General features: G+C 59.5%; 24 protein-coding genes and 4 pseudogenes. 12 read left to right on the top strand and 16 right to left on the bottom strand.

Going from position 1 to position 21,037, the window contains the following annotated elements:
* Positions 1–12: 12 nt before the first annotated feature.
* The 3 genes from NDI65_RS18175 to NDI65_RS18165 all read left to right on the top strand — a co-directional run bounded on the left by NDI65_RS18175 (position 13) and on the right by NDI65_RS18165 (position 2,520).
* On the top strand, positions 13–1,314 hold the full coding sequence (locus NDI65_RS18175; RefSeq protein WP_310894057.1) for an APC family permease: 1,302 nt from the start codon (positions 13–15) through the stop codon (positions 1,312–1,314).
* A gap of 186 nt (positions 1,315–1,500) precedes the next feature.
* A complete protein-coding gene (locus tag NDI65_RS18170; protein WP_310894056.1) occupies positions 1,501–2,073 on the top strand; it encodes a DoxX family protein in 573 nt (190 codons plus the stop codon).
* Positions 2,074–2,274: 201 nt separating this feature from the next.
* On the top strand, positions 2,275–2,520 hold the full coding sequence (locus NDI65_RS18165) for an SHOCT domain-containing protein (protein ID WP_310894055.1): 246 nt from the start codon (positions 2,275–2,277) through the stop codon (positions 2,518–2,520).
* A 106-nt stretch (positions 2,521–2,626) separates the two neighbouring features.
* Here the strand turns inward: NDI65_RS18165 and NDI65_RS18160 are convergent, their stop codons facing one another.
* From NDI65_RS18160 to NDI65_RS18100, 13 genes are all read right to left on the bottom strand, one after another.
* Positions 2,627–3,406, bottom strand: a complete 780-nt coding sequence (locus NDI65_RS18160; protein ID WP_310894054.1) for a plastocyanin/azurin family copper-binding protein — start codon at positions 3,404–3,406, stop codon at positions 2,627–2,629.
* Positions 3,407–3,463: 57 nt separating this feature from the next.
* Complete coding sequence (locus NDI65_RS18155) at positions 3,464–4,579, bottom strand: aminotransferase class V-fold PLP-dependent enzyme (protein WP_310894053.1); 1,116 nt, start codon at positions 4,577–4,579, stop codon at positions 3,464–3,466.
* On the bottom strand, positions 4,576–5,919 hold the full coding sequence (locus tag NDI65_RS18150) for a M20 family metallopeptidase (RefSeq protein ID WP_310894052.1): 1,344 nt from the start codon (positions 5,917–5,919) through the stop codon (positions 4,576–4,578). The genes NDI65_RS18155 and NDI65_RS18150 overlap by 4 nt, the downstream gene beginning before the upstream one ends.
* Positions 5,920–6,047: 128 nt before the next feature.
* Positions 6,048–6,356: a thioredoxin family protein gene (locus NDI65_RS18145; RefSeq protein WP_310894051.1), complete on the bottom strand. Its 309-nt coding sequence runs from the start codon at positions 6,354–6,356 to the stop codon at positions 6,048–6,050.
* Positions 6,357–6,444: 88 nt separating this feature from the next.
* Complete coding sequence (locus NDI65_RS18140; RefSeq protein ID WP_310894050.1) at positions 6,445–7,167, bottom strand: class I SAM-dependent methyltransferase; 723 nt, start codon at positions 7,165–7,167, stop codon at positions 6,445–6,447.
* A gap of 24 nt (positions 7,168–7,191) precedes the next feature.
* Positions 7,192–8,178, bottom strand: a complete 987-nt coding sequence (locus tag NDI65_RS18135; protein ID WP_310894049.1) for a beta-propeller fold lactonase family protein — start codon at positions 8,176–8,178, stop codon at positions 7,192–7,194.
* Positions 8,179–8,222: 44 nt separating this feature from the next.
* Positions 8,223–8,444, bottom strand: a complete 222-nt coding sequence (locus NDI65_RS18130) for an SHOCT domain-containing protein (RefSeq protein ID WP_310894075.1) — start codon at positions 8,442–8,444, stop codon at positions 8,223–8,225.
* Between the two features lie 922 nt (positions 8,445–9,366).
* Complete coding sequence (locus tag NDI65_RS18125; RefSeq protein ID WP_310894048.1) at positions 9,367–9,696, bottom strand: SHOCT domain-containing protein; 330 nt, start codon at positions 9,694–9,696, stop codon at positions 9,367–9,369.
* Positions 9,693–10,112, bottom strand: coding sequence for a DUF302 domain-containing protein (locus tag NDI65_RS18120; RefSeq protein WP_310894047.1), 420 nt, complete (start codon positions 10,110–10,112; stop codon positions 9,693–9,695). The genes NDI65_RS18125 and NDI65_RS18120 overlap by 4 nt, the downstream gene beginning before the upstream one ends.
* 528 nt (positions 10,113–10,640) lie before the next feature.
* On the bottom strand, positions 10,641–11,003 hold the full coding sequence (locus NDI65_RS18115) for an SHOCT domain-containing protein (RefSeq protein ID WP_310894046.1): 363 nt from the start codon (positions 11,001–11,003) through the stop codon (positions 10,641–10,643).
* A gap of 61 nt (positions 11,004–11,064) precedes the next feature.
* Positions 11,065–11,361: a hypothetical protein gene (locus NDI65_RS18110; protein WP_310894045.1), complete on the bottom strand. Its 297-nt coding sequence runs from the start codon at positions 11,359–11,361 to the stop codon at positions 11,065–11,067.
* A gap of 228 nt (positions 11,362–11,589) precedes the next feature.
* Entirely contained in the window at positions 11,590–13,002 is a 1,413-nt protein-coding gene (locus NDI65_RS18105) for a multicopper oxidase family protein (RefSeq protein ID WP_310894044.1), read from the bottom strand.
* A 124-nt stretch (positions 13,003–13,126) separates the two neighbouring features.
* A complete protein-coding gene (locus NDI65_RS18100) occupies positions 13,127–13,714 on the bottom strand; it encodes a MarR family transcriptional regulator (protein WP_310894043.1) in 588 nt (195 codons plus the stop codon).
* Between the two features lie 333 nt (positions 13,715–14,047).
* Between NDI65_RS18100 and NDI65_RS18095 the strand changes: the two genes are divergently transcribed.
* Positions 14,048–14,548: a CBS domain-containing protein gene (locus tag NDI65_RS18095; protein WP_310894042.1), complete on the top strand. Its 501-nt coding sequence runs from the start codon at positions 14,048–14,050 to the stop codon at positions 14,546–14,548.
* A gap of 25 nt (positions 14,549–14,573) precedes the next feature.
* Here the strand turns inward: NDI65_RS18095 and NDI65_RS18090 are convergent, their stop codons facing one another.
* A complete protein-coding gene (locus NDI65_RS18090) occupies positions 14,574–15,977 on the bottom strand; it encodes a permease (protein ID WP_310894041.1) in 1,404 nt (467 codons plus the stop codon).
* A 303-nt stretch (positions 15,978–16,280) separates the two neighbouring features.
* Between NDI65_RS18090 and NDI65_RS18085 the strand changes: the two genes are divergently transcribed.
* The 6 genes and pseudogenes from NDI65_RS18085 to NDI65_RS18060 all read left to right on the top strand — a co-directional run bounded on the left by NDI65_RS18085 (position 16,281) and on the right by NDI65_RS18060 (position 18,903).
* Positions 16,281–16,430, top strand: a complete 150-nt coding sequence (locus NDI65_RS18085; protein ID WP_129452480.1) for a DUF2080 family transposase-associated protein — start codon at positions 16,281–16,283, stop codon at positions 16,428–16,430.
* A 13-nt stretch (positions 16,431–16,443) separates the two neighbouring features.
* Positions 16,444–16,848 (top strand): annotated as a pseudogene (locus tag NDI65_RS18080) (transposase); the annotation flags it as partial.
* Between the two features lie 194 nt (positions 16,849–17,042).
* Positions 17,043–17,342 carry a hypothetical protein gene (locus NDI65_RS18075; protein WP_310894040.1) on the top strand — a complete coding sequence of 100 codons (300 nt, stop codon included), beginning with the start codon at positions 17,043–17,045 and terminating at the stop codon, positions 17,340–17,342.
* 103 nt (positions 17,343–17,445) lie between these two features.
* Entirely contained in the window at positions 17,446–17,739 is a 294-nt protein-coding gene (locus tag NDI65_RS18070; protein WP_310894039.1) for a hypothetical protein, read from the top strand.
* Positions 17,740–17,793: 54 nt separating this feature from the next.
* Positions 17,794–18,228: a DUF6796 family protein gene (locus NDI65_RS18065; RefSeq protein WP_310894074.1), complete on the top strand. Its 435-nt coding sequence runs from the start codon at positions 17,794–17,796 to the stop codon at positions 18,226–18,228.
* A gap of 159 nt (positions 18,229–18,387) precedes the next feature.
* Positions 18,388–18,903: an SRPBCC family protein gene (locus NDI65_RS18060; protein ID WP_310894038.1), complete on the top strand. Its 516-nt coding sequence runs from the start codon at positions 18,388–18,390 to the stop codon at positions 18,901–18,903.
* Positions 18,904–19,002: 99 nt separating this feature from the next.
* Here the strand turns inward: NDI65_RS18060 and NDI65_RS18055 are convergent.
* A pseudogene (locus tag NDI65_RS18055) lies at positions 19,003–19,278 on the bottom strand (CopG family transcriptional regulator); the annotation flags it as partial.
* Here NDI65_RS18055 and NDI65_RS18050 point away from each other — a divergent pair.
* A pseudogene (locus tag NDI65_RS18050) lies at positions 19,262–19,483 on the top strand (hypothetical protein); the annotation flags it as partial. The pseudogenes NDI65_RS18055 and NDI65_RS18050 overlap by 17 nt on opposite strands.
* Before the next feature lie 94 nt (positions 19,484–19,577).
* Here the strand turns inward: NDI65_RS18050 and NDI65_RS18045 are convergent.
* Positions 19,578–20,258: pseudogene (locus NDI65_RS18045) on the bottom strand (IS6 family transposase).
* A gap of 99 nt (positions 20,259–20,357) precedes the next feature.
* Between NDI65_RS18045 and NDI65_RS18040 the strand changes: the two are divergent.
* The gene (locus NDI65_RS18040; RefSeq protein ID WP_310894037.1) at positions 20,358–20,930 is read left to right on the top strand and encodes a DoxX family protein; all 573 of its coding nucleotides are present in this window, start codon (positions 20,358–20,360) and stop codon (positions 20,928–20,930) included.
* Positions 20,931–21,037: the final 107 nt, after the last annotated feature.

Genomic DNA, 21,037 nt, shown 5'->3' with positions numbered 1-21,037 from the left:
AAAAGAGAGACGATGAGTGAGAAGCTGGGCCTCCTCGGTGCTGTCTCAATCGCGCTTGGCGGGATGATCGGAGGCGGAATCTTCGCCGTGCTCGGTGTCGTCGCAGAGATGTCTGGAGCGTCGGCGTGGTTGGCCTTCACCGGCGGTGGTATCGTGGCGTTGTGTGCCGGCTATTCGTACGTTCGCCTCCAGCGGCTGGGTGACGTGAGCGGTGGGTCAGTCAGTTTCCTCGAGGAGTTCGTGGAGTCGATGACGATAGCGGGGATGGTCGGCTGGACGCTTCTCTTCGGCTATGTCGGCTCGATGGCGATGTACGCGTATGCGTTCGGTAGCTTCTCGACGCGGCTTCTCGGTGTCGAGGAAGCCTTCGGTCTCCCACTACGACCGGTCGTATCAGTACTGGCGGTATTTGGATTTGTGGGACTGAACATTCTCGGTGCGCGAGCAAGTGGATCGACGGAGGTACTCCTCGTTGCTGCGAAAGTCGGGATCTTGGTCCTGTTCGGCGTGTGGGGGTTCTATTTCGGACTCGAGACGGGCCAGCTGACGACCGGGCTCTCGTCGGTTGCGACGGGCGGGTTGCTCATGTCTGCGGCACTCTCGTTCGTCGCGTTCCAGGGATGGCAGCTGCTCTTCTACGACGAGGAAAGCCTCCGAGAGGCGCGAACGACGATTCCACGAGCAATCTACCTCTCGATCCCGGCGTCACTCGGGCTCTACGTGTTAGTGACGGTCGTGACAACGGGGTTGCTCCAGCCGGAGACGATCGCGGCCAACCCGGAGATTTCCCTGGCGATTGCAGCCGAACCGTTCATGGGACGAATCGGTTTCTTCCTCATCTCGTTGGCCGCGCTGTTCTCGACCGGGAGCGCGATTAACGCGACGCTGTTCTCGTCGGCACACTTCGCGACTGGGATGCTCGAAGACGACCTGTTGCCCGACCAGATCGGGGATTCCGATGCCGACGGCGTCCCGTCGCGAACGCTCGTGGTGTTGGGTGTGATCACCGCTGCGTTCACCGCCTACGGAAGCCTGCAGGGAATTACATCGTTCGCGTCGCTCGCGTTCATCTCTGTATTCGGCTCGATGAGCGTGCTCGCGTTGAGACACCGTGATGGGGTGTGGACGGCATTCCTCCCGGCTATCGGTGCCCTCGGCGCTATACTGTTCTTCCCCTCGCTGGTATACCATCTCGCCGTGATGGAACCTGCGGTCTTCGGTGTGGTTCTCGTCGTGACCGCCGTAGTCCTCGGGTTGGAGATTCTCTACTTCGAGCGCGACACGATCACTTCTGGGATCGATGGCGTTCGATAGGGACGGCTACGAGACTCAGTGACGGCGTGATTTCTGGCTCGAAGATTGGCAACCTATCACCGTAGTGATCATAAATGCACGAACAGCCAGAACGCGACGACGACACTCCCGATTTTCCGTGTCAGCAAATCGTCTCCCGGGTATATCGTCTCAGTCACCCTATGGATATCTGTAGGTGTATCACAGATGGCTACTACCACCCCTCAATCCGGTGTGAACGAGTTAGAGAGTCGTATCGGGCGCTTCACCGTCCGCGGTCGTGCCCACAGTCTGAGCGCGTGGTTCGTCCTCGCACTCCGGCTCATGATGGGGTACGCGTTCGCGTACTCCGGGTTCACGAAGCTCACCGGCCCGGAACCGTTCGCGGCTGGCGGCTACCTGACGAACGTCGCGGCGGCGAACGGCAACCCCCTCGCGGGTATGTTCGCGTGGATGGGGTCGACCCCGTGGTTCGTCGAGTTCGCCAACCTCGCCGTTCCGTGGGGCGAGCTGTTCATCGGTCTCGGACTGCTCGTCGGCGCGCTGACCCGCCTCGCGGCGTTCTTCGGCGCGCTCATGATGCTCATGTTCTACTTCGGGAACTGGAGCGTCGAACACGGCCTGGTCAACGGTGACTTCGCGTACATGCTCGTGTTCCTGGCCGTCGCCGCCTTCGGCGCAGGACGCATCCTCGGGCTCGACGCGTACCTCGAACAGTACGAAATCGGTGGGAAAGCGCTCGTCGAGCGCTACCCCGCGCTCGAATACGTCCTTGGGTAACCTTGGGTAACCCACACGAGCCAACAAGCACGCAATAACACAACCACACGAAACAGGAGACACGAAATGCAACACACGATGCGCTGGATGATGACTCGCTCACTGACGATCCTCGTCATCGCAACTCTCGTACTGTCGACTGCCACTGGAAGCGTGGCTGCACACGCAGCCGATGGCGAGTCTGATTGGGGATGGGATCACATGTGGGATGACGGCCACATGGACGGCTGGGGATGGGGCGTCTGGGGCGGTGGTATGCTGCTGTTCGGCCTCGTCTGGATAGTTCTCCTCATCGGTCTCCCCGTCGTTCTCGTCTACTGGGTGACGACGCAAGGTCAGTCCCGCGAGAACGGCTCGGACCGTGCGCTCGAACTCCTTCGGGAACGGTACGCACGCGGCGAACTCTCCGAGGAAGAATTCGAAACGCGGCGTGCTCGTCTCTCGTAGACCTCTCCCTCCATCGGTGAATCGATACCGCTAGCCGAGTACCCTCACCCGCACCGATTTGACACCGCACGATTCGAAGACCTTCGTCGACAAACCTGCATTTGGCTTACTCTTCGAAGTGGCCGTCACCCTCTTCGAGCCGGGCGCGACGTTCGTGGAACTCTTCGTCGTCGATTTCGCCCCGTGCGTAGCGCGCCCGGAGTGCGTCCATGGCCGAATCAGCATCGGTAGCGGTTTCAGCGTCTCCCCGACGCATCAGCCAGTAGACGGCTCCACCAGCGACGCCGAGCATGGCGACCAGCCCGCCGAACACCCCGACGAGTGACCCGCCGCCTACCCCGGTGTTCGAACCACCCATCCCACCACCCATTCCGCCGCCCATCCCGCCAGATCCCATCATTCCGTCGTCAGTTCGACTACTCCCTGTCCCCGACGAGGAGCCGTACGGAACGGTGCCCTGCTCGACGATCGTCTGACTCGCGGGCACGTCGCCGTCCGGAATCTGACTGTCTTCGGCTGGCCCGCCGGGTTGCCCGACCACGATGCGGCCGACCATCCCCACCGAGCGGTGCGGAATGCAGTAATAATCGTAGGTTCCCGGTGTCTCGAAGGTATGTTCGAAACTCCCTCGGGAGATTGTCCCGCTGTCGAACGTATCAGCGTCGGCCGGAATCCGCTCCGAGTAGGCCGTTGCCGAATGCGCGCCAGCTTCGATCTCGAATCGAACCGTCGTGCCTGGCTCCACATACAAGCCGATCGGGTCGAAGTAGTTGTTGCCCATCTTCACGACGGGCGTCTCCTGTGCGGCTGCCGTTCCGGTGAGTCCCGCGCTTGCGACGGCACCAGTGCCGAGCAGTTGCAGGAATTGTCGTCTATTGGAGTTCATGAGTTGGTTTCGGTGTTCCTGATGTATTCATCGTCAGCCTGTCAGCAGGCACGCCACCTACCATTCGTTGGCGAGCGTATCGAGCAGGGTGTCGACGTCCGATTCGTCGTTGAAGGAATGGAACGACGCCCGAACTGCGTTCGGCTCGGGAAGCGCTCGAACGACGACACCCTCGGCGGCGAGCCGGTCGACCGTCGCTGCGGGATCGTCCACGTCGATCGTGACGAGGCCTGACTCGGGAGTGTGCGGACTCACCAGCCTGTCGACAGGGACCGCATCGACGAACCGGTCCGCGAGCGACGTGATGTGGTCCTCGGTTCGGTCCAGTCCGACGCGCTCGGCGAGGTCGATGGCTTCGCGGAGGCCGACGTGTACCGCCGGACTCGTCGTCCCGATCTCGAATCGAGGCGCGCCCGGTTTGAACGTCGTCGTCTCACTCGTCGGCTCCGTCACGCCGCGATAGCCGACCGCCCGGGGTTCGAGTCGATCGGCGAGCGCGCGGCGGACGTAGAGGAATCCCGCGCCCCACGGTCCGAGGAGCCACTTGTGCCCGGCCCCGGCGACCACGTCTGCCCCCCACTCGTGGACGTCCACGGGGAGCTGCCCGATGGCCTGCACCGCGTCGACGAGTGTGAGTGCTCCCGCGTCACGTGCGACGTCGACGAGGTCACCGACGGGGAGGCGTGTCCCGTAGTTCCACGTCACGGCACTGAAACAGACGAGGGATGCACCCTCGACCGCCTCGGTGTACTGATCTCGGTCGAGCCGACCGTTCTCGCTCTCGACGACGCGTACCTCGACGCCCTCGCGTTCGAGCCGCCGCCACGGGAGGATGCCAGCGGGGTGTTCGAGATCGGTTCTGACGACAACGTCGCCCGGCGACCAGTCGAGTGTGGTGGCGATCCGGTTGATGCCATCGGTGGTGCTCTGGGTCAGCGCAATCTCGCTCGCGTCCGCACCGAGGAAGTCCGCGACGTCCGCGCGAACGTCCTCGTAGGTTGCGAACGCCGTCGAATACGGTCCATCGTCTGCGGGAGACTCGTACTCATGATACTCGAGAAATCGCTCCACTCGCTCGACGACGGCCCGTGGGCTCGGTCCGTGCGCGCCCGTGTTCAGGTAGGTCGCCTCGTCGAGTGCGGGGATCGACGCCCGCAGCTCGGCGGGCGTCACCGCTGGTCACCCGATTGCGTGACCCGCTGGACGACGTGGGTGCTCGCCGTGCCCGTATTCGAAGACTTGGCTTGTCCCGACCCGGTGTCGAGGCGTTTCAGGAGTTCGGCGGGCAGACGCGCGTACACTTCAGCGTTTCCGACGAGCGCGTCCCTCGTCGTGAACTCGTCGACGGCGTGAGCTGTGTCCGTTCCCAGGCCGAACTCGACGGTCGAGATGCCGGCGTTTCGAATCTTTTTCGCGTCGCCACCGCCGGTCGCACTTCGACGGTAGACCCGGTCTCCTGTGACGCCGCTGGCCACGGCGACGACGGCGTCTACCAGCGGCCCGTCGGGGTTTTCGTACGTCCCGATGGACCAGTTCGCGTCGGTGATTTCGACGCAGTCGTGACCAGCCACGATGTCGCGGATGCTGTCAAGCACGTCGGGGGTATTCACACCGGCGGTGAGCCGAACGTCGAGGTGAGCCTCTGCGGCCCCTGGAACGACGTTCACGCGGTCACCGCCGCGGACGACGCCGAGATTCATCGACGGTTGCTCGAACAGGTCCCGTGCGATCTCTTCACCGAACCGTGGTTCGTAGTACTCGACCGACTCGTCGACGACTGCTTGGACGGTCGGGTCGAGATCGAACGTCGTCTCGGAGAGCGTCGATTCGACGTCGTCGACGGCGTCGCATAGACATCGAATCGCGTTCGTGCCGAGCATCGGGCGCGATCCGTGGGCGGACTGCCCCGTCGCCGCGAGGGTGAGCCAGATGCTCCCCCGGTCGGCGACCGTCGTCGAGTGTCGGCCCTGCTCGCAGGTCGTCTCGCCGATGACGCACGCGTCCGCGGAGACGTCCCACGTCTCGAGGAGTGTCGGCAACCCCGCATCGCCGGCGACTTCTTCGTCGCTCACCAGCACAAAGTCGATGGTCATCGGTGGCTCTGTGTCGGTTTCGGCGTACGCCTGTGCCACGGTCAGCATCGCCGCGACAGCACCTTTCATGTCGGTTGTGCCGCGGCCGTAGATCAGGTCACCGTCGCGTTCGCCGAGTGGATCGAACGTCCACTCGTCAGGGTCGAATGGTACGGTGTCGAGGTGTCCCTGATAGAGGAGCCTCCGGTCGGACGAGCCCGGAAGGGTCGCCACGAGGTTCGGCTTTTTTGGGTCGGAGACGACTCGCTCGGTTTCGATGTCGAGGTCGGCGAAGAACGACTCGACCCACGTCACGATCTCACGGGTGTCGCCCGGTGGGTTCTGCGTGTCGAATCCGACGAGCGTACTCGTCAGGTCAACGACGTCGTCCTGATGGTCACGGAGGTAGGTGAGAGCGGGGTCGATAGTGGAGCGTGTCATGGGCTGTGGTTTCTGGTGGTACGACGGATTGATCGCACGTTTATTTGTTCGAATCGTACAATACTATTCGGAGTGGATCTGGTTTCATTCATTATCAGTGGTCAGTGTGCTTTGTCTTCTGTGAGTGGTTATCCTCGAACGAAATCGACGAGTCGTTGTGCGAGTCCAAGGCGGTGGACCTTCGCTTCTTGAATCGCCTCCTCCAGCTCGTCACGCTCGACGATGCCGATGAATTCGCCGACCTGCTCGCCATTCGCGTAGATGAGCGTCGTGGGCGTCTTCCGGACACCGTATTCTTCAGCCGTCTCCAAGTCTTTCTGGATGTCAACCTCGCGAAACTCGACATCGGGGAACTCGTCCTCGATGCCCTCGTTCTTCTCTCGTTGCGTGGCGCACGCCCCACACGTCTCCTGGGTGAAGAGGATGACTTCGGTCACAGGTGTCTATACGGTCTTGGTAGTTATTGGACTTACTATTCAATATCATAGCCCGTGACCCGACAGGATCTTCGATTCGAAAGGACGGTCACCGCTCCGGGGTGAGCAGTGTCCCAAGCCGCGACGGAATGCAGTCGAAGACACGTTCCCACGGATTCCGGTGCTCGTCGAGAGCGACGAGCGTTCCGCGAACGAACGGCTTCACCGGCGGGATGCCGATTTCCAACTCGTCGAGCTCCGCCACCTCGAAGCGATCGTCGGTTCTGAAGGTCGCTGCCGTGTCGCGGTTGAGATGGCAGCCGGCTGCGCCGCGCCGCCAGACGGGATTTGCGGCGTCTTGGACGTGCGCGAGCCACCCGTCAGCGTGGACGTGTTCGAGAAATCGGAACTCGCCACCTGGTTTGAGTACCCGGGCGACCTCGTCGAGTGCCGCGTCGACGTCGGGAATCGTACAGAACACGAGCGACGCGATGACGACATCGAACGAGTCGTCGGCGTACGGAAGCGATTGCGCCCCCTCGGGGCGAATCTCGATGTCGAGGTCGAGGTCGTTCGCTTTCTGTTCCGCTCGTCGTCGCATGTGTGGATCCGGTTCGATCGCGTGGAAGACGAGCAATGGATCGTACTCGGTTGCCGCTTCGAAGTACGGGAACATCGCACCGGTCCCCGCCCCGAGATCGAGCACAGCTCCGTTCAGATTCTTGGTGAGAAACTCGCGGTGCTCCCGGAGAAGTGTCTCCTCGGCGTGTTTCGTCACCGGATCGTACACGGCCGCGAACAGCGGGTGTGATGGGGAATCGTCTGTCGTCATTCTTCTGTAGTCGTGGTACTGATTTTACGGGCGCACCGCAACGCCAGTGGGCATTGAACCGACTTCCACGTCGGTTTCCCGCTGCTGGGTCGTCAAGTCGATCACGGAGATGCTGCCGGAGCCGATATTGGTCACGTAGGCGTAGCGTCCGTCCGGTCTCACTTTTACAATGTGCGGTATCTCTCCTACGCTTATTTTCTCCTCTACTTGTTTCGTAGCGGTGTCTATCACCGACACGACGTTTGCCGACTCGCTGGTCGCGTACGCGTAGTTCCCGTCGGGATGAAATGCGATTCCGTGCGTCCCGCTGCCGATATCGATCGTGTCGCTCACTTCCAACGAAGCAGCGTCGATAACGGTGACTTGGTCCTTGCCACGGCTGGAGGCGTAGATGATCGACCCGTCCGGAGATGGCTCCGCCACGTGAGTTGTCGGACCGATTTGAACTTCCGTGAGTATCTGCCCCGCTTCAGTGTCGATGACGATCGTCTTCTGGCTCTCACCACCACCGATGTAGAGTTGGCTTCCGTCCGCACTGAACGCCGGTACGTGGGCGATCGTTCCAACTGAAATCTTTTGATCTACCATCTCTTTTTGGAGATCGATACGCCGTACCTCTTTGGTACCCCCAGTTGCAGTGTACGCGTAATTGCCACTGGGGCTGATCGCTGTGTGGAGCGGATTTGGTCCCACATCGATGGTACTCATCACTTGACGAGCGGCCGTGTCGATCACGGTGATGATGTCCGCACCGTTATTGACGACGTACGCTCGCGAGCCATCGGGAGAAAAGGCAACGAAATGGGGCCGCTTCTCGACCTCGATGGTCGTCTGGACCTCCATTGCTGCTGAATCTATCACCGATACTGTGTTACTTCCTTGGTTGGTCACGTAGACCTCTCCATTGTTCGGTGCCTGTGTCGAGCATCCGGCTAATGAAACGCCAGCGGTCACGCTCCCTGCGATACCGAGGGTCTTCAGCCAGTTCCGCCTGGTGTAGTTACGAGTCATGTGTGAATCTGTTGGGTCGTGTTGCTGCGTTCTCCGACCGGTTCTCATCTCATACCTCTCAACGTGTCACGCCGGGTCTCGAACTCCCCTTCGTCGATTTCACCACGTGCGTACCGTTCGCGAAGTATCGCGAGCGCGCGGTCGGAACCGGGTGCCTCTTCGCTCGGTCCCGCCTCCGAAGACTCCGTTGGAGGGGTAGACTCGTGCGACGAGTGATGCGATGAACAGCCAGATCGACCCCTATGCCGACCATGGCCGTGCCCCATCATTCCACCGCCGAAGAGTCTCCCAAGACTCCTCCCACGACCGCCATGCATGCCGTGTGGGCCAGCGTGGCCGCTCCTCTCGAGGAATCTCCTGGATCCCGAGGTCGACAACTGTTCTCCGACCGTCCGTACCGCTTCGAGTAAGCTCGTCATGAGTGCAATCTGTGTTCTGTGGGGCGCGAGTTGGTACCCCTTTTACAACCGAATCTACGGTCTTGCGCTTTATTGGAATTACTATTCATTTTCGAAAGTCTACGCTCAACACCTGCCACCCATCGATTGGGGATACTGATGCTCTCTCCCACCTGATCGGCGGACAACCGATGCCCCTGGACTGCGGTGAGATTGGTGTCACTGCTTGCGGAGTCACCGGTCAGTGCAGACCCCGGTCCCGGTGTGTCGGACGTCTCGTGAGTCCCTGAACCACAGGCGACCAAGTCCTGTCGGGAGTCGCCGAACGAGCTGTCCCGCGGGAAACAGTTGACGAAGTCGCGCGCCAGATTCCTCGCGTACGTCCTGACGGTGAGCCGACACTCACTCGTGCGGTGGGCCTGACGCACGTCCAGGTAGAGACCAATCGGAACCAGTGGAACCACGTAGATCGTGGCGATCGCGACCCCGAACTGGAGCGGATGCCGCGGTGGAAGGCCCAGAAATCCAGCGAAGACGACGATCCAAAAGACGAGCCCCTGACAGATGATGACTCGCCAGTTGTTCGCTGGGAGTCGCGGACGCGTCGTCGCCTGTGCGCGCTTACTGGCTGCTGCCGGCGCGTCGGTCGGTGGTGTGGAAGTCACGGTCGTGTCTGGGTGTCGTTCGGAGCCGCTCTGCTGGTCAGCGCTACCCGTGGCTGTTCAGCAGCATCGGGTTCGCCGGGTCGTCGGAGTCTTCGGGTAGTCGTCGGCACGGCCTTTCGATGGATCTACGAACCCAGTTGTTCGTTGCGAAGCGTTCGTAGACGGTCGTCGTATTCGTCCTCAGTCAGTTCTCCGCGAGCGTAGCGCTCGCGAAGCGTTTCGATTGCTTGGGCTTGGCCGGTGTCGTCGCTCCGGTCTCGATTGCCCACGCCGTATACGAGGAGCAGGACGAGTCCGATCAGGAGCAGCGGCCAGAGGAACATTCCGCCGCCGAGCATTCCGAAGCCGCCGAATCCCATCATCCCCCCGCCCATCGTGAGGAGCGGAAGGACGACGAGCGCTCCGAGTACGAGGAGGACGATCGTCGCTGTGCTGGTTCGATTCGTTGTCGTCATTGGAGTTCACTTTCCGTGGTAAGCTGGTCGGTTACAACTGCGAGCACTCGCTGGAAGCGTTCGTGAACCTCGGTCGCGATCCCGTCCAACTCCGAGTTCTCCGTGATGGCGACGAGTTGCTGTGGGTCGACGGCGCTCACGACGACGTCACCGGCATCCGTCTCGTAGACGACGACGTTGCAGGGGAGGAGAGCTCCCAGGTCTGGCTCTTCGACGAGCCCCTCGTGGGCGAGCGGGGGATTGCAGGCACCGAGAATCCGGTACTGGTCGACGTCGACATCGAGCTTTTCTTTCAGCGTCGTCTTGACGTCGATGTCACAGAGGATGCCAAATCCTTCGTCCTGGAGCGCGGTCGTGACTGCGGTTACGACGTCGTCGAACGGTGCGTCGATCGTTGTAGTGATGGTGTACGTCATGATTCTATGCCGTGTGTTGGGTTTCCAAGATCGCGATTAGTCTCTCGGCTTCTGCGTCCGACAGTCCAGCACCGCCCCACGCCTCCGGTGCGGTGAAGGCACGGAATCGGCGGCGCTCGGCAGCCTGTCTGCGTTGTTCTCGTGAGTCGATTCGGGCTGTGTGTTGCGAGTCGTTCATTGTGGTGGTCGGTTTTGTCGTGACGCGCGTTTCGAGTCAGTACGTGACCGGAGTCGACGCACGTCGAGTTCTGTTCAGATCGCTTGATTCGTCCCCGACGGAGTCGGAGAGATCGTTGTCGTCAGGGTAGTTCAGGAACCCATCTGCATTTTGTGTGTCCGTTCCTTCTCTCCACAATACTATGGATGATTGCAGGAGACATAACCGGCCGAGTCCATTTGCTGGCCCAGCAAATCGCCCCGTCATTCAAGGCTCCCTCTCGTGGTCACTGGAGCACCTCCGGAGGTGCCAGCCGACGATACGGATGCGAGTGGAAGCCACGAGAGGATGTGAACGGAGGGAGTCAGCACTCACTGGGTGAGCGAGGCTCGTCGGTTCTCGAACTCCTCGTCCGAGAGTTCACCCCGCGCGTAGCGCTCGCGGAGTTCGGTGAGTGCAGTATCCGGCCCAGAGGACTGCCCCTCGCGGTTAGTCCCGTACACGAAGAGCAGGATGAGTCCGATCAGGAGCAGCGGCCAGAGGAACATCCCGCCCCCGAGCATCCCGAAGCCGCCAAGTCCGCCCATACCGCCCCAGCCGCCGCCCATCATACCGCCGCCGTAGCTTCCACTACCGTGGGCAGCAGCTGTTCCAGTCGCTGCGACCAGCAGTGAGACGGCGAGTAGCGCGAGTCGACGAGCAGTACGTCCGAGGTGAGTGGTGGGTTTCGTCATAATTGTGAATTGGTGGTGAGTTTCGGTATTCGGTCGAAGCGGTCGAAACGCTCAGGGCCTATCAGCAGTGGCCCTGCCCGTACATCCCGCCGTTGTAGTCGTTGTCAGCCATGTCCTGGGCCATCTCGTCGACGGTCACACCCATGTGCGATTCCATCCACTCGACGCTACCAGGGCCCATGTGTTCGGTCATCTGCGCCTCCATCCAGGCCGCCCAGTCATCGGCGGTAGCATTGTCAGTGGGCGCATCGTCTGCGGTCGTGTCGGTGCCGTGTGCGCTGACCACGGGCGCGGCGAACGCGAGTCCGACGATCGCGAGCGCCACGAGCAGCCAGCCGCCGAGTTTGAAGTTGGTCATTGTCTTTCTCCTCGGTTACTCGTAGGACCCCTCGGGAGTTATCGACGTGGGTGTGAATCCACGCAGGAGAACGTTCGAGAACGTGTATAGAGTGTTCTAATCGTTTTTCAGGACAAGGAGCGTTTCTCCGGCTCGAATTCGATGGATTAGCACTCAAGCCCTCTCCCGGGAGGACCAAGGCCACAGGAACAACAGCCTGAACGATCGGAACCCGGACCTGCAACCGAGTCACTCGACGTATCTCACGACACGCGCCATGCCCGCATCGAGATGGTAGAGATTGTGACAGTGGAACAACCACCGGCCGGGATTGTCCGCGTGGAAGTCGATCGTCACCTGCCCTCGATGTCCCGGAACGATGACGGTGTCTTTGACTGCGTTGCCGACCTGGAAGAAGTGGCCGTGAAGGTGCATCGGATGGACGACTGGACTCTGGTTGGTCATCCGAATCCGAACGTGTTCTCCGGGTCGAATATTTAGCGGATCGGCGTCCGGATAGGCCTGTCCGTCAATCGTCCACACGTACTCACCCCTACCGCGAGACAGCGTCAAGTCGAACGTCCGGTCGGGATCGTCGCTCACACCGTCGAGCGAGGAGAGTGCTCGAAGGTCGCCGTACTGCAATCGGTTACTCGAGGACGATGGGGTCTGGGGGGTGCCCGAACCACCTGTGGATTCGTACTCGACGACGGCTCTAGCTGGTGGTTCGTTCCCGTCGAGTGCGTCCGCCTGAACGAACCATCTTCCCGGATTCGTCGCTTCGACCACGACGTCGTACCGCTCGCCGGCTCCGAAGACGAACGAGTCAGCCTCGACCGGTTCGACGGGCTGGCCATCGGCATGCGTCACCGACAGCTCGTGTCCAGCGATTCGCACACCAAAGACTGTCGCGCTGGCGGCATTCACGAACCGAAAGCGAATCCGATCGCCCTCCGTTACGTCGAACGTCTGGGGGTTCTCGGACAGTTGACCGTTAATCAAAAGCCCCTCGTATGGCGGTCGAACGTCTCCCATCATTCCACCCATTCCGCCACCACCCATCCCACCGTCCGACGGAAGACGGGGTTCTTTAGAGAGGTAATCGTCGAGAACGACAACGTACTCGCGGTCGTATTCGACGTGTGGGTCACGTTCTTCAACGATCAGGGGGCCGAGTAATCCACGATCGAGTTGGAGTCCGACGTGGCTGTGGTAAAAATACGTCCCAGCGGGTTCGGCACGGAACTTGTATGTGAATGTATCACCGGAGGCAACTGGATCTTGCGTCACGTTCGGCACTCCGTCGACCGGATTCGCAACGGGAATTCCGTGCCAGTGAATCGTCGTCTCCTCCTGAAGGTCATTAGCCAGTTCCACGCTGAGCACGTCACCTTCCTGCACGCGCAGCTCTGGGCCCGGGTACTGTCCATCGTACAGCCAAGTAGTCGTCGACGCATCCGAAGCTGGTCGAATGGTCCCAGACGTCGCAGTGAGGCTGACGGATGTATCTGGGTCAGCTGTGACAGTCGGACGGGGGGTCACCGCACGATCTCCATCATCGTCGGTCCCCGGGAGCTGACTGGCACACCCCGCAAGCGCTCCGAGAGCCGATAATCCTGATAATTGGAGGAGCTTACGCCGAGAAAGTTCTACGGAGGTCATTGCCTTCGGTTTCGCGGTCAGCGAGTAAAGGCCTCGCGATGAGGGAGGTTCATACGGCCGTCCTCGTTCGGAGTTTAGTCCCGGCGATACGGTGAACGATCACGGACACGCGTAGAACATCCCGCTAGTTCGCCTGTTTCTGTTGTAAGTCGTCGCTCGGATAGATGCGATACGTTCGCCCTTGGCGCTCGCGGTACAGTAAGCCGCGCTTCTCAAGGGCACTCACCGTCTGACTGACCTTGCTCTTCGAGAAGTTCGAGCGATCTCGGAGTTCGATCTGTGTGATACCTGGGGACGAGAGGACCGGTTCGAGGATTCGGCGTTCGTCATCCGGCAAGAGGTCCAATACGCGAGCCTGTGGCTGGGACTCCGGATTGATCTTTTCCTCTGCTTGAACGGCCCCATCCTGCGATTCGATACTCTCAGTTGGATTCGCCATCTCCGTCTGTGAGCGGTCGTTTGCGTCTGTGCTGGTGAAGTCGTCTCGGACCGCGAGATACCCCCCACCGATGACAGCCGAGACGAGGAGGGTCCCGAGGCCGTACCAGAGCGGGTTCGTTCCGTGAACTGACCCCATCGACATGCCCATCATCGATCCCATCTCCTCGAAGACCTGCTGTTGCTGGTACGCTTGCCAGCTGAGCGCACCGCCGACGATGAAGACGGCAGCGACCAGGCCACCGACTACTGTATCGGCTCGCCGACGATTCATTCATCCCGCCTCGATATGTCGTGGCATCCGTTCATGAGTGAAAGTTGGCGAGACATTGCTGTAGCAGTTGTGATTGGTCTTGGCGGACTTATTGAGAGACACTTTTCAACTGGCACAGATAATTATCTTACAAGTCGGTTTCGTGGTGACACTGGTTGTCGCGGCCGGTATGTTCCCGTACTGTACACGCTTCGGTGGGCCGTAGTTCGTCTCTGTTCTTTATGTGTACAGGGATGACAGAGCTATCAACTGGCGGATAACGACCGGACGTGAGGCATCCATAGTCACCTGCCAATACTAAGATATTTCCCGTTATGAATCGTACCGGCTAGTATGGGAACTAGGCCCACGGACCTCCGGATGGATATCGGGCGAATCGCAGATGAGTCGGTTGCCCGTGTCGCCCCCGATGCCACGGTCGCCGAGATCGCTCACACGATGATCTCTCAATCGAAGTGTGCGAGGTATGTAGTGGTGGAAGAGGCCGATCAGCTCGCCGGGATCATCACCGACCGGGACCTGATCGCCGACGTACTCACCGAGGAGAGTGAGTTCAGTGTGCTCGCTGCCGAGACGAGCGGAGACAACATACGAGCCAATGACATAATGACGCGTGACCCTCTCACCGTATCAGCAGATGCTGAGATCCCAAAAGTGCTCAGACAAATGAACGATGCTGGTGCCCGACACGTCCCAGTCATTGAAGACGAGAGCGTCGTCGGCATGATCACCTTGGATGATCTAATTACGCACGTCGCTGGCGAGAGCGCACATGTTTCAGCACAGATGGATAACGTAGCGGGTATCATCCGCACGGAGTCCACGCACGATTGAAACACTCAATGCTGTCTCAGAGCGGTTAGTGATGCTCATGGCTCTGGGAACCCCCAGCTCCTGAGACTTGCGGGTGCTGATGGGCAAACTCGGAAGGACTGTTCTCGAACGATCGCTTGCATCGCTTCGAGCAGAAGTAGTACGTCTCGCCGTCGTGAGTGATACTCGGCCCGTCATCATCCGTCCGCATCCCGCAGACCGGATCACGGTACTGTCCAGGCGCACCGAGCCCTCGCCTGTAAACATAGATGAGGAACCCCGAGAGGGCGAACGCGATCAAATTAAGGTAGAACGTGTAGTTGAGCTCGAAATACGTCTTCTCCGTGGCCGTTTCACCGCTGGCGAGGTTCGGAACGATCTCCAGTACCTCGAAGAGTTGTTCCATGAGGAAGCCGGTGAACGCCATCGTCACGAAGAACACACCGAGGATGTAGGCCATCACCTTCCAGCCGTAGTACTTCCGATAAACGTTCAGGACGGGAATCGTGATGAGGTCGGCGTAGACGAACGCGATGACGCCCGCAAAGCTGACGCCACCACCCCAGAGCGCGACGGCAAAGGGAACGTTTCCGATACTCCCGACGAAACTGAGAACAGCAACGGTCACACCCATAACCGCGTTTTCCGCACTCGCGAGCAGGCCATCACCCTTCAGGAAGAGCGTGTTCCACACCCACTGTGGAACGAAGACGATGACGAACCCTGAGATGAGAAAACCTGCGATAACGTCCTTCCAGATCATCGACCATTCTTTGCGGTACTGGTTGCCGACCTTGTACCAGCCGCCCCACGAGAGGAGCTCGTCACGCCACCCGCCGCTACTCGCAATCTCCTGCTCATACGTCTCCATGCAGCCCGCAGAACAGAATTTTAGCGTTTCACCACCATCGGTCACGATCGAAAATTCGTCTTTCCCTTCCATCCCGCAGGTTGGGTCTTCGGTGATGCCCTGGTCGTGATCGTGCTGATTCAGTTCCTCCCGGACGTCTTCGAAGAGGTTCTCGGGAAGCGTCAGGTGGACGAGAAGCGCCATCACGGCGATGAGGATGATGCCACCGAGGAGTTCGGCGACGAGGAACTCCCAGCCGAGGAGAATCAGGATCATCAGGCCGAGTTCGATGATGAGGTTCGTCGACGCGAACATGAATGCGAGGAAGTTCACGACGGCCGCCCCTTTCTTGAACAACCCTTTGCCGATCGCGACGGCACCAAAGCTACACCCGCTGCTCGCGGCGCCGAAGACGGTTGCTTTTGTGAGTCCGCTGACGTCGGCGTCTCCAAGGATCTGAGCCATGCGCTCTTTGGAGACGTAGACCTGGACGAGGCTCGTGATTGTCAGCCCCATGATGATCGCCCACGCAGCGGTCCAGAGGAAGCCGACGCCGATCCGTAACGACTCGAGAATCCCGTCCAAGAGGGCAGCTTGCATATCTAGACCATCACAGCCATCTGTTTTGTTAGTTGTCCTTACGAAAATGAAGCAATGATTACGCCCGACCGTGCATTCGAATGTGTTCGCCTCTCTCGACTGTCGCCTACCGTTCGAGGTCTGCGTTCCCGGTCATCAATTACCTGAAGATAGGCGCTAAGGCCCCTCCCTCAACGAGCGACCGGAGGGAGCGAGTAGGGAGGGGATACAGCGCCGTCATCGCCTGTTCATTCGCCCGATACACTCGGCCCGCAGGCCAACGGTCCGGTATCTTCATGTCCCTACAACGTCTATACATCGTCTATGGAACGGTTCGAACTCAACGGCCACGAAGTCGTAGACGGCGACGTTCGCGCCACCGGCAACGGCGCACACGTCTACGTCCCGCGACGGTGGCTCGGCGCGGATGTGAAAATCGTTCGCGTTTCCGAACCCGACCACGACGACGAATAGGCCATGAACTACAGGATTGGTTGAACTCCCCGGCAACTCCCGAAACCGCGCGGGGGCGGCGTGGGGAACGTTCCTGCAGATGCTCGAATACAAGTGCGAGCGGGAAGGCACGCACTTCGTGGCGGTCGAACCAGCGGGAACGACCAAGGAGTGCGCAGCGTGCGGTGTCTCGACGGACAAGCCGCTCTGGGTCCGCGAACACTCGTGCCCGTCGTGCGCGTTCACCGCTGACCGGGACTGGAACGCGGCGTACAACATCTTGGTACGCGGTCTGAAGCAAGTAGGGACGGGCTGTCCCGAATCAACGCCTGCGGAGACTGCGCTCCCTACGGTGACCCATTCGGTTCCTGCAAAGCGCGTCGTGGAAACAGGAAGCCCCACCCTCAAGGAGCGAGCCGCGAACGCCGCGAGCGAGTAGGGTGGGGAGGAAGTCACTCCGTGTACATTGATTCCAGTCGGCAATCGCTTCTCTTCCTTGCAACGAAACGTTTCACGGACAGGAGTGCTGTGTCGTCCTATTGCCTCGCGGTATTTCCGGGCACGTTGTCGAGGTGGTGCCTCTTTTGAATATTAGGAGAAAGTCGCTTGAAGGAGTCAAACGTATCTCTACCCATGAGCACTCCGACCACCAACCAAGAAGCGTACGAGATGGACACCATGGCCGGTGTGACGCACCTCGACCCGTTGGCACTCGCCGGAGCTGCAGCTGTGGTCTCTGCGGTCGTAATGCTCCTGCTCGGCGTGTTCGGAGCGATCGGCGTCTACGAGGACGCGGTCGCGATGATGCAACAGTGGCACCTGTTCTTCGAACCGACCGTGGTCGGGACCGTTTCGGGCATGGTGGAGGCTGTTGTCATCAGCTTCGTCCTCGTGTACGCGTTCGCATGGATGTACAACGCTTTCACTCGGTGAGGTATCGAACGCGACGAGATTCCGTTTGGGCAACGTCCCCCTGAATCGAACCAGATAGCGTGAAAGAACATTCGGCCGTATCTCTAGTCAGGAGGAATATCCCATGACTGAATTCACAGACACGGAGAGCTCGAACAGCTCGGTCGTCGGGTACATCGATCGAAACAAGATTCTGCTCGCTGGACTCCTCGGTGTCATCGGAAATACACTTGGCGTCATCGCCGATCTCGCCTCCGGGTACTCACTGGAGGGTGCCGCGACCATTACGACCGCGTTCTCCGTGCTTTCTCTGGATAACATCTCGTTGTTTCTAGCGTCGAAGCCACCTTCCCAGGTCGTTTTTGGACACTACTTGGCCATCTTCGGTATCCCGCTCGGGTTGTTCGGCCTCTGGTAAGTGTACTAGGCCATCCAGCCCGCAGGTTGAGTACTCTCACGTGTGGCGTAGTTCATCGGTGTTCTCACCTACATCATCGGGACAATCTTCCACAGCACGTTCGCGTTCATCACGTTCAGTATACAGGCAGCCGATGGTGTTCCGCCCGCGGGGGAACAGGCGACGCAGACGATGCTTGACCAGTTCGCGCTCGTCTTCGAACCGCTGGCCGTGATAATGGTGGGCGGATTGGTCGTTTCGCTAGGGCTGATCTTCTTCGCGATTGCGTTCAGCGAGACGTACTACCCCCGCTGGTTCGCGCTGGCGAACCCGCTCGTCATCCAGGGGGTGACCGGTGCAGTCGTCCTCGTTGCCCCACTCGAGATTCGGATCTTCCTCATCGTCACTGCGTACAACCTCTCGCTGGTGGCGTTCTTTGCGCTCTCGACCGTACTCCTCCGCAAAAGCCGACTCCACACGCACCCGACGCCTCGAATCGAAGCAGCGTGACCAGTCGGCACCACGTCTCGCCTTTTCAGTTAAATACGATGTCCTTCACATCGCGACGTTACCTTACATCAGAAGAACATCGGGGGGCAAACCCTTCGGTTCGAAGCAGATACTGTGATAATTCTACAGAACCTATTCTACAGCACGGAGAGAAATCCCATGTACGTCACCGACAAAGCGGAGATCGTCATCGATGCATCGCCCGAAAAAATCTGGGAGTACGTGACCGACCCGGTTCACTGGACGGCGTCGAACCCCGAGGAACACTACGGGCTCGAATACGACACGCCCGACAATCGGCCGCGTGAGGGTGCGACGTTCCACCAAGCCGAAGAGGTCGCCGAGATGTTCGCTGACCTCCACGGCCGATTCCAGTACATCGATCATCCGAACGTAGCGGTCTGGACGGGCACGGCGTACTATCCGCTCCTTCGCGGCCTCGTCACCGTTCGGATTCCCGAAGGCGGCACCATTCGGCTCGATGAGACTGACGAGGGAACCCGGATGTCACACGCCGTCTGGATGGATTTCCCAAACAATCGTCGAGGTCGATTCCTGAAGTGGCTGTTCACGAACGTTCTCGACGGGAAGGCAAAGCTCTACGACCACACCAACAAGGAGCTCGTGTTCTTCAAGGAACGACTCGAATCCGCAGCGTCTTCCCCGACCGCGTAAGCTGCTGACAGCAGTAGCTCTCATCGATCTATGGATGCGTTGATGAATGTGCGTACCACTCTCGTCCGCACACCCTTCCGACAGACCGACCGTGCCCGACACGTTCACACGCCCGACGGCATCGAAATCACGGAGGTGATAAACCAGCTCACGAATCCGCGCTGCCGAGCCAGTACAGAAGATCGCCTCGAGACACCAGTCCCCGTGATGCATGTGCTGCATTGTGTTGATGACGTCCTCGAAGTCGTGTTGGACCGTATGGAGATCACCGATGACGAGAGTGTGTTCGTAATCGAACGCAATCGTCGCCACAGCGTTGCCGTCAATCGCTTCGAGCTGCGTGTGGCGTTCGATGTACTTCGAAATCATCGCCCTGTGTGTGGGATCGGACTACTGTCTCGAACTGATGAGTGCGTACGCGATAACGGTGATTCTCGGTATCGTTATCTTGACGATGCTACTGGTTGCTGGTTATACACACTACAAAGAAAAAGTCGAACAGTACACCCCGCATCTCCCTCTATTTTCGACCACAGTGTTGATAATCATGGGTCTTGGGTTCATTGCTGGATTGTTCTAAATCAGCTCGCCCGCCTCAGGCTCTGTTTTCAGTTTCGATTCGAAGATTACCGCACCCGGAGAATCGTACTATGATAAGCACAATTAGGCACTGTCTAGTTAGTGACCTCCCCAACCGGTGTTCGCCCATCGAGCGCTTGATGCGGTCTCTGAAAATTGTAGTATTGCACAAATTCTATGAATCACTCGCGGACGCTTCCGTGACTGCCCACCCACGAATTATGGAAGCGGTCGACTCGCATTTTGAGGGTGTGAAACCACTTTTCGATGAGGTTTCGCTCTACATAGTCAAGCCGACCGCTCAATCCTAATCGAGAGAGGGCAGTCTGATAGCCGTAGCTATCAACGAGAAACACAGCATCTGAGAGATCGTGTTTCTCCGAGAGTCGATGGAGAAACGCAGCAGCCGGATCGGTACCATGTCGTCCAAACAATTCGACGTCAAGAATCAGCTTTGTCTCGATGTCTATTGCAGCGTACAACCAAGACCACTCGCCATTGATTTTGACAGCGGTCTCGTCGACCGCAACCCGCTTCGGCGTTGCCTCAGGCGGGTTGTGACCGCTGTCAGCCAGTCGATATACTCACTGCCAAACAGCTTGATGAGACCGTTCAACGCCGAGATATCGAAGAATCTGTTTTGTTTCTCTGAGCGAATATCCGGTCGCGTGGAGCTGGACAGCGAACGCCCTAACGGGCGTCGCTGTCCGCTCACGCTCCCAAGTTTCTTCTAAATCCGTCGCAAAGCACTCGCTGAGCAGGTCTGCGAGCTTCATCCCAAACACACTCAACGACCTGCTCGTTCCTCAAACTGGCTTAACTAGACAGTGCCCACAATTACCATAAGTAAGGAGTGTGTCATCTCTAACTGAACCATGGCAACGACAGAAACACTCGATACGGAGATTTGGGGCCGTTCAGTCACGTTCGATTACTCCGGGCACTGGGTCGGATACTCGCTGCTCCTCCTGCGAATCGTCATGGGCTGGACGCTCTTCCAAGGAGGCGTCACGAAACTCATCACCTATCTCGACGCAGATCCGTCGAACAACTGGACGGCTGCCGGCTTCCTGATGAATGCCGTCCCTGCGGGCAATCCGTTGATGGGGCTCTGGGGGAGCATGGCTGGCAGCCCCCTCATCGACCAGTTGAATATGTGGGGCCTCACGCTGACCGGACTCGCGCTCATCCTCGGCGCGTTCGTCCGGTGGAGCGCCTTCTGGGGCGCGATTATGATGCTGTTCTACTGGCTTGCGTCGCTGACCGGCGGGCTTCTGGCAGGGCTTCCGGTTGCACACGGCTGGGTCGTCGACGACCACATCGTCTACGCAGTCCTGCTGTTCGGGTTGGGGGCGTTCGGTGCTGGCCGGATACTGGGCCTCGATGTCTATCTCGAACGGCTCAACGTGGTTCAGTCCAATCCCTGGCTCAGATATCTGCTCGGGTGAGCTCCCCTTACTTGCTCGTTTCGCTCGCTCCGTGAGGGAGGAGGGCTCAGCGCCTGCAGTCCGGTAGACGGAATCTGACGACTGATTTCCACGAACCCTCATTCTCT

The organism is Haloferax sp. S2CR25 (genome assembly GCF_031624535.1).
GTDB classification, from domain to species: domain Archaea; phylum Halobacteriota; class Halobacteria; order Halobacteriales; family Haloferacaceae; genus Haloferax; species Haloferax massiliensis.
The sequence above is the reverse complement of the archived record's forward strand: the minus strand, read 5'-3'. Positions and strand labels throughout refer to the sequence as shown.